At 64.7% G+C, this 6,745-nt stretch carries 7 protein-coding genes; 5 read left to right on the top strand and 2 right to left on the bottom strand.

Features of this window, described 5'->3' with window-relative positions; genetic code table 11:
* From ACE3S9_RS00725 to ACE3S9_RS00715, 3 genes are all read left to right on the top strand, one after another.
* On the top strand, positions 1–343 hold a 343-nt coding region (locus tag ACE3S9_RS00725; RefSeq protein WP_374544506.1), incomplete at its 5' end, for a cytochrome c family protein.
* 156 nt (positions 344–499) lie between these two features.
* Entirely contained in the window at positions 500–1,567 is a 1,068-nt protein-coding gene (locus tag ACE3S9_RS00720) for a CorA family divalent cation transporter (RefSeq protein ID WP_374544505.1), read from the top strand.
* A gap of 127 nt (positions 1,568–1,694) precedes the next feature.
* Complete coding sequence (locus tag ACE3S9_RS00715; protein WP_374544504.1) at positions 1,695–2,690, top strand: alpha/beta fold hydrolase; 996 nt, start codon at positions 1,695–1,697, stop codon at positions 2,688–2,690.
* Between the two features lie 8 nt (positions 2,691–2,698).
* On the opposite strand, the gene ACE3S9_RS00710 is transcribed toward ACE3S9_RS00715, so the two are convergent.
* Together ACE3S9_RS00710 and ACE3S9_RS00705 are read right to left on the bottom strand one after the other, a co-directional pair.
* On the bottom strand, positions 2,699–3,412 hold the full coding sequence (locus tag ACE3S9_RS00710; protein ID WP_374544503.1) for an LrgB family protein: 714 nt from the start codon (positions 3,410–3,412) through the stop codon (positions 2,699–2,701).
* Positions 3,393–3,806, bottom strand: a complete 414-nt coding sequence (locus ACE3S9_RS00705) for a CidA/LrgA family protein (protein ID WP_374544502.1) — start codon at positions 3,804–3,806, stop codon at positions 3,393–3,395. The genes ACE3S9_RS00710 and ACE3S9_RS00705 overlap by 20 nt, the downstream gene beginning before the upstream one ends.
* Before the next feature lie 112 nt (positions 3,807–3,918).
* On the opposite strand from ACE3S9_RS00705, the gene ACE3S9_RS00700 reads away from it, so the two are divergent.
* Together ACE3S9_RS00700 and ACE3S9_RS00695 are read left to right on the top strand one after the other, a co-directional pair.
* A complete protein-coding gene (locus ACE3S9_RS00700; RefSeq protein WP_374544501.1) occupies positions 3,919–4,800 on the top strand; it encodes a LysR substrate-binding domain-containing protein in 882 nt (293 codons plus the stop codon).
* Between the two features lie 79 nt (positions 4,801–4,879).
* Positions 4,880–6,736, top strand: a complete 1,857-nt coding sequence (locus ACE3S9_RS00695; RefSeq protein WP_374544500.1) for an extracellular solute-binding protein — start codon at positions 4,880–4,882, stop codon at positions 6,734–6,736.
* Positions 6,737–6,745 lie beyond the last annotated feature (9 nt).

The following is a 6,745-nucleotide window of genomic DNA, read 5'->3' as shown; positions in this document are numbered from 1 at the left end:
CGCCAAGGCCGACGCCGACAAGGGCAAGGCGCTCTTCAAGGTCTGCGCCACCTGCCACAGCTTCGAAAAGGGCGCCGCCGCCAAGGTCGGCCCGGATCTGTGGGGCGTGATCGGTCGCCCGAAGGGCGCTGCCGAGGGCTTCTCCTATTCGGACGCCATGAAGGGCAAGGGCGGCAATTGGAGCTTCGAGGACCTCAACACCTTCCTCACCAGCCCGAAGAGCTTCGTCGCCGGCACGAAAATGGGCTTCGCCGGCGAGCCGGACGCCGGCAAGCGCGCCGACATCATCGCCTACCTGCGCACGCTTTCGGATAGCCCGGTTCCGCTGCCGGCCGCGAAATAAGCGATCGCATCGGTCCGAACCCATTCCAGCCGGGGGCTCTGCCCCCGGCTTTTTGTTGAGCGGAGGCCCGCTGTCAAATTATCGTCGCCAAACCGTCTTTTAACAGCGGTTCCAGCGCGGTGTTTTTTCAGCGCCATTTCCTTGCGGGTCCCGCCCATGCCCCTCGATCGTCTCAACGCCGCGCTCGTTCGCGACGTCCCCGGATGCAACTGGATCATCAGGTTCGACGCCGAAGGCCGGCCGGAATCGGGCGCGGCGTCCGATATCGACCGGATCAACGCCCCCGGCGAGGGCTATGTCTGGATGCATCTCGACTGCATCGACCGCCGCGTCATGGATGTCCTGCGTCGCATCGAGCCGCTCACCGCCGAAGCGCGCGACGCCCTCGGCGGCGACATTCATCACCCTTTCGTGGAACATTGGGGCGATCTCGTCTTCGGCGCCATCGCCGATCACCAGCACGCCATCGACGGGCCCAAGGAGGACGGCGACTTCCTGCGCTTCGCGCTCGGGCGGGGCTTCCTCGTCACGGCCCGCCGCATTCCGATCTATTCGGCGCAGGCGACCCGCCGCGCGCTGGAGGACGGCGCCACGGCGACGAGCCCCATCGCCCTGTTCGAACTGATGGTGACCCATCTCTGCAAATGTTCGGCCGACCTGACCCGGAACATGGCGACGACGCTCGATGGCATCGAAGACAATGTGGTGATCGAGGGGCGCGGCCGCGACCAGCGCGCCCCGCTCGGCCAGGCGCGGCGCAGCACGGTGCGGCTCGCGCGGCAGGTCAACGGCCTGCAATCGACTCTGGCGCGCCTCGAAGAAGCCGCGGCCGGCCAGGACGACGCCCATCTGCACGAAGTGACGACCAGCCTCGGGCAGAGGGCGGAAGCTCTGGCGCGCGACGTCGCCAACCTCCAGGACCGCGCGCGCACGCTGCATGATGAGATCAACGCCATCCTGACCACGGAAACCAACGACCGGCTCTATACGTTGACCGTCATCACCGCCTTGCTGCTGCCCGCGACCTTCGTGACCGGCTATTTCGGGATGAACACCAAGTCGCTGCTGTTCGCGGAAGACGACAACGGCACATTCTATGCGACGATGCTGTGCCTGTCCGCCTCGCTCGGCGCCCTGTTCATGCTCTGGCGCCTTGGCCTGACCCGGCCGCATGAGGAGGGCAAGCCGAAACCGACGCAAAAGGCTTTGAAGGCGCGGGTCTGACCCTCGACTGCCCTAGATCGTTTCATTGTTTCGTGGAAACAATGAAACGATCTAGGTTTTTGTTTTGCCGGGTTTTCTTTACGCGAACCGGGGGCCACTTCGCTTGAAAACGCTTTGAGGGCTCGCCATGAAACGCTTGACCGCCGCTTTCCTCGTTCTCGCGCTGGCGACGCCGGCTTTGGCCGAGCCGCCGACTTATGGCCCGCAGCTCGAAGGCTTCGCCTATCCCTATCCCGTGCAACGTTTCGCCTTCGAATCGCAGGGCCGCGCCTTGTCGATGGCCTATCTGGACGTTCCGCCCGCCGGCCCGACGAATGGGCGCGCGGCGGTGCTGCTGCACGGCAAGAATTTCTGCGCCGCGAGCTGGGAGCAGACCATCGCCGCCTTGTCGCAGGCCGGCTATCGCGTCATCGCGCCGGACCAGATCGGCTTCTGCGCCTCGACCAAGCCGGACCATTACCAATATTCCTTCCAGCAACTGGCCGAGAACACCCATGCGCTGCTGGCAAAGCTCGGCATCGACAAGCCGGCCCTGATCGCCCATTCCACCGGCGGCATGCTTGCGACGCGGTATGCGCTGATGTATCCGGACGCCGTGTCCCGACTTGTCCTGGTCAATCCGATCGGGCTGGAGGACTGGAAGGCCAAGGGCGTTCCCTATCGCACGGTCGATCAATGGTATCAGCGCGAGCTGAAACTCTCGGCGGACAGCATCCGGGCCTATGAGCGGGCGACCTATTACGTCGGCCGCTGGAAGCCGGATTACGAGAAATGGGTGGACATGCTGGCAGGGCTCAATCGCGGGCCGGGCCACGAGATCGTGGCGTGGAATTCCGCCCTGATCTACGACATGATCTTCACCCAGCCGGTTTTTTACGAATTCCGCGACCTGAAGGTCCCGACCGTTCTGATGATCGGCACGGCCGACAATACCGCCATCGGCGCCGATATCGCTCCGCCCGAGGTGAAGAAGCGCCTCGGCCATTACGACGTGCTCGGCAAGGAGGTCGCAGCCCTGATTCCAAACGCCCGGCTGATTGAATTCCCCGGTCTCGGCCACGCGCCGCAGATGGAGGAGCCGGAGCGCTTTCACGCTGAATTGCTCAAGGCGCTTGGGGAATAGGGCCTAAATCAGCGCAGAATGTGCGCGATCAGCGGCGCCGCCAGCACGTTGAGCAGGCCGACCAGCACCATGACGAGCCCGGAGACGGCGCCCTCGGCGCGTCCGATCTGATGGGCCTTGGCGGTGCCCGCGCCATGAGCGCCCATGCCGAACAAGGCGCCGCGCGCGAGCGCGCTGCGCAAAGGCAGGCGCGCCAGCAGCAATTCGCCGATCACCGCGCCGAACACGCCGGTCATCACCACGAAAATGGCGGTGAGGTCGGGAACGCCGCCGATCTCGCCGGAGACCTGCATGGCGAAAGGCGTGCTCATCGAGCGCGGGGTCAGGCTGAGCCGCAGCGCGCCGGACAGGCCGAGAATTGAGGCGAGCCCGAAACTCGTGGCCATGGCGGTGAGGCTGCCGACGCACATGCCGGCCAGCAGGACCGGCCAATGCCGCCGGATCAGGGCGCGCTGCTCGTAGATCGGCGCGGCGAAAGCCACGGTGGCGGGGCCGAGCAGCGCCACCAGCCAGCCGGCGCTGTGGCTGTAATCGCGGTAATCCTCATGCAGGACCAGAGCGGCGACGATCAGCGCCGCCGGCGCGGCGGCCAGCGGCGTCAGCCACCATTTCGGCCATTTGCGGTAGAGGCGCTTGGCCAAGAGATAACAGGCGACCGTGGCCGCCGACCAGAACAGCATGTGGACCGTCGGATCGGACCAGTCAGGCGGCGAGACGCTCATGTTTCTCGCTCCAGCGGAAGATCAGGTCGACGGTCAAGGCCGTGGCGGCCATGACCGCGACGGTGGAAAGCAGGATGATGGCGAGGATTTTCAGGCCGAGCAGACCCAGGAATTCGCGATGGTCCAGCACGCCGAGCACGGCCGGGACGAAGAACAGCAGCATTTCCGCCAGAAACCAGTCCGCGCCGCGCTTGATGCTGAACAGGCTGACGCCGCGCGTCAGCAGCAGGGTCAAGGCCAGCAGCATGCCGACGATGCCGCCCGGCAGCGGCAGATGAAGCGCCTGCGCGATCTGCGTCCCCACGAGCCAGAGGACGAAGATCAATCCGATCTGGGTCAGCCGGCTGCGATGCACGAAATGGCGGAAGGAAATGCGGAAACGACGCGCGCTCATGGTTTTGGCCTTGCCGAAGTCGCGAAAGGACGAATTAGACGTAAGTATAGCCCCAGTCACATCATCCCAAAAATGAATTGATCGAATTGATCTCATTCCCTATTGGAATGAGATGGAATTCAGGAACCTGCGCGCTTTCGTCGAAGTGGTCCGCCAGTCCGGCTTCACGGCCGCCGCGCGGGCGCTCAACAGCACGCAATCCGCGGTGAGCAAGTCGGTCCGCCAGATCGAGGACGAGATCGGGGCTCCGCTGCTCGACCGGCTCGCCCACGGTCCGCGCCTGACCGAAGCCGGCGAGATCGTCTATCGCCGCGCCCTGCGTCTGCTCGCGGAGCGCGACGATCTGACGGCGGAGCTGGACGCCCTCCGCGGCCTCAAACGTGGCGTGCTGCGGCTGGGCCTGCCGCAACTCGGCAGCGGCGTGGTGTTCGCACCGCTGTTCACCCGGTTTCGCCAGCTCTATCCCGAGATCGAGATCCGCCTGATCGAACATGGCAGCGCCCGACTGGAGGAAATTCTCCGGATGGGCGATATCGACTTCGCCGCTTCGCTGATGCCGATCGCCGAGGATTTCGAATGGATCGAGGTGCGGCGCGAGCCCATGATGGCGCTCCTGCCCCGTCAGCATCCGCTGGCCGCGCGGTCGAAGCTGAAGATCACCGATCTGCGCGACAGCCCGTTCATCCTGTTCGAGAGCGGTTTCGCGCTCAACCGCATCATTATCGGCGCCTGCCGCCGGTCCGGTTTCGAGCCGAAGATCGTCGCGCGCTCCAGCCAGATCGACTTCATCGTGGAGCTCGCCAATGCCGGGCTCGGCGTGGCCTTCCTGCCGGATATGCTGGACGAACGCCGTCCGGCGGGCGGACCAGTCGGCATCGCCCTCGACGAGCCGGAAACCGACTGGCGCCTCGCTTTGGTCTGGCGGCGCGGCGCCTATCTATCGGACGCCGCCCGCGCCTGGCTCGCTTTGCTGCAACAGGCGCACAAGGCGTGAACGGCGCGGCGCTCTAGCCACCCGGCGCAAAAACGACATAATGGCCAACGAATCTCCGCCCTCTTTCGCAGAGGCTGCCTTGAATCCCCTGGCTAAACTGACCGTCACCCGGCGCGCCGCGCTGCTCTCCGCCGCCGCCTTGCCTTTGTTCGGACTTTCCGCGCGCGCCGCCGAGGGCGCGGGCTGGCATAAGACCTATGGTCTGTCCTCCTTCGGCGACCTCGGCTTGCCGGAGAATTTCGCCCATTTTCCCTATACGAAGCCAGACGCGCCCAAGGGCGGCCAATTGCTGATGGAGGCGGTGGCGACCTCCTATGATTCGCTCAACGGCTTTATCCTGCAGGGCAATCCCGCCACCGGCCTGTCGATCATCAATGACAGCCTGATGGCCGGCAGCCTCGACGAGGACAATACGATCTACGGCCTCGTCGCACAGGCCGTCGAGATTGCGCCGGACAAGAAAAGCTATCGCTTCCACCTGCGGCGCGAGGCGCGGTTCCACGATGGCGCGCCGATGACCGCGAAAGACGTGGCGTTCTCGCTCGTCACCTTGGGCGAAAAGGGCCATCCGCTGATCCGCCAATTGCTGCGCGATCTGGACAGCGCCAAGGCTGAGGCCGACGATGTCGTGCTCATCACCCTGAAAGACGGTTTTGGCCGCGATTCCATCCTCAATATCGCCGGCCAGCCGATCCTGTCGGAGGCTTATTACAAGACCCACGATTTCACGCGCTCGGGGATGGAGCCGCCGCTCGGCTCCGGCGCCTACAAGATCGGAGCCTTCGAACAGGGCCGCTATATCGCCTATGACCGCGTGCCGGATTATTGGGCCAAGGACCTGCCGGTCAATGTCGGCCAGAACAATTTCGACCGCATCCGCTTCGATTATTTCGGCGAGCGCGCCGTCGGCTTCGAGGCCTTCAAGGCCGGAACCGTCAATCTCCACGAAAGCTCGACCGCATCCGAATGGGCGACCGGCTATGATTTCCCCGCCGTGCGCGACGGCCGCGTGGTCAAGATGGAAATCCCGGACAAGCGCAGCCCCGGCTTCCAGGGCTTTTTCTTCAACCTGCGCCGCCCTGTCTTCAAGGACCCGCGCGTGCGCGAGGCGCTCGGCTGCTGCCTCGATTTCGAATGGTCCAACCGCAATCTGTTCTATGGCGCCTATAAGCGTCTGACGACCTATTTCGAAAACACCCCTATGAAGGCGGAGGGCCTGCCCTCGCCGGAAGAACTGGCCATTCTGGAGCCGTTACGCTCCAAGGTTCCGGCCTCCGTGTTCGGCGAGCCGTTCTCGCCGCCGGTGTCCGACGGCTCCGGCCAGGACCGCGCTTTGCTCCAGCGCGCCAACAACCTGCTGAAAGAGGCCGGCTGCCGCCGCGACGGCTCGCAATTGCTGCTGCCGGACGGCGCGCCGCTCTCCTTCGAGGTGCTGGAATTTTCCAACGCCTTCGACAAGGTGGTGCAGCCCATGTTCAAGAACATGAAGCTGCTCGGCATAGAGCCGCGCCTGCGGGTGGTCGATTCCGCGCAATACAAGCAGCGCATCGACAATTTCGATTTCGACATGGTCACCGACCGGAAGATCATCGGCGGCGTGCCGGGCGACGAATTGCTGGCCTATTTCGGCTCGCAATCCGGCAAGACGCCGGGCGGCCTGAACCTGCCCGGCATTGACGACCCCGCCGTCGACGCTTTGATCGACAAGGCGCTCAAGGCGCAGTCGCGCGCCGAGCTGATCGTGACCTGCCGCGTGCTGGATCGCGTCTTGCGCGCCGGCCAATACTGGATTCCGAACTGGTATTCGCCCAATCGTCGGATCGCCGCCTGGGATTTCTTCGGCCGGCCCGAGGCGCCGCCGCGGCTCGATATCGGCATCGCATCGCTGTGGTGGTGGGACGCCGAAAAAGCCGCCGCGACCAAAGCCAAGACCTGACCGGCTAGA

Origin of the sequence: Rhodoblastus sp., assembly GCF_041915505.1 — a bacterium.
Lineage (GTDB): Bacteria > Pseudomonadota > Alphaproteobacteria > Rhizobiales > Beijerinckiaceae > Rhodoblastus.
Note: the sequence above shows the minus strand (reverse complement) of the source record. Positions and strands in the feature narration are given on the sequence as shown.

Coding starts and splice junctions, on each gene's coding strand:
- ACE3S9_RS00720 (WP_374544505.1), top strand. CDS start 500: ATGCCCCTCGATCGTCTCAACGCCGCGCTCGTTCGCGACGTCCCCGGA.
- ACE3S9_RS00715 (WP_374544504.1), top strand. CDS start 1,695: ATGAAACGCTTGACCGCCGCTTTCCTCGTTCTCGCGCTGGCGACGCCG.
- ACE3S9_RS00710 (WP_374544503.1), bottom strand. CDS start 3,412: ATGAGCGTCTCGCCGCCTGACTGGTCCGATCCGACGGTCCACATGCTG.
- ACE3S9_RS00705 (WP_374544502.1), bottom strand. CDS start 3,806: ATGAGCGCGCGTCGTTTCCGCATTTCCTTCCGCCATTTCGTGCATCGC.
- ACE3S9_RS00700 (WP_374544501.1), top strand. CDS start 3,919: ATGGAATTCAGGAACCTGCGCGCTTTCGTCGAAGTGGTCCGCCAGTCC.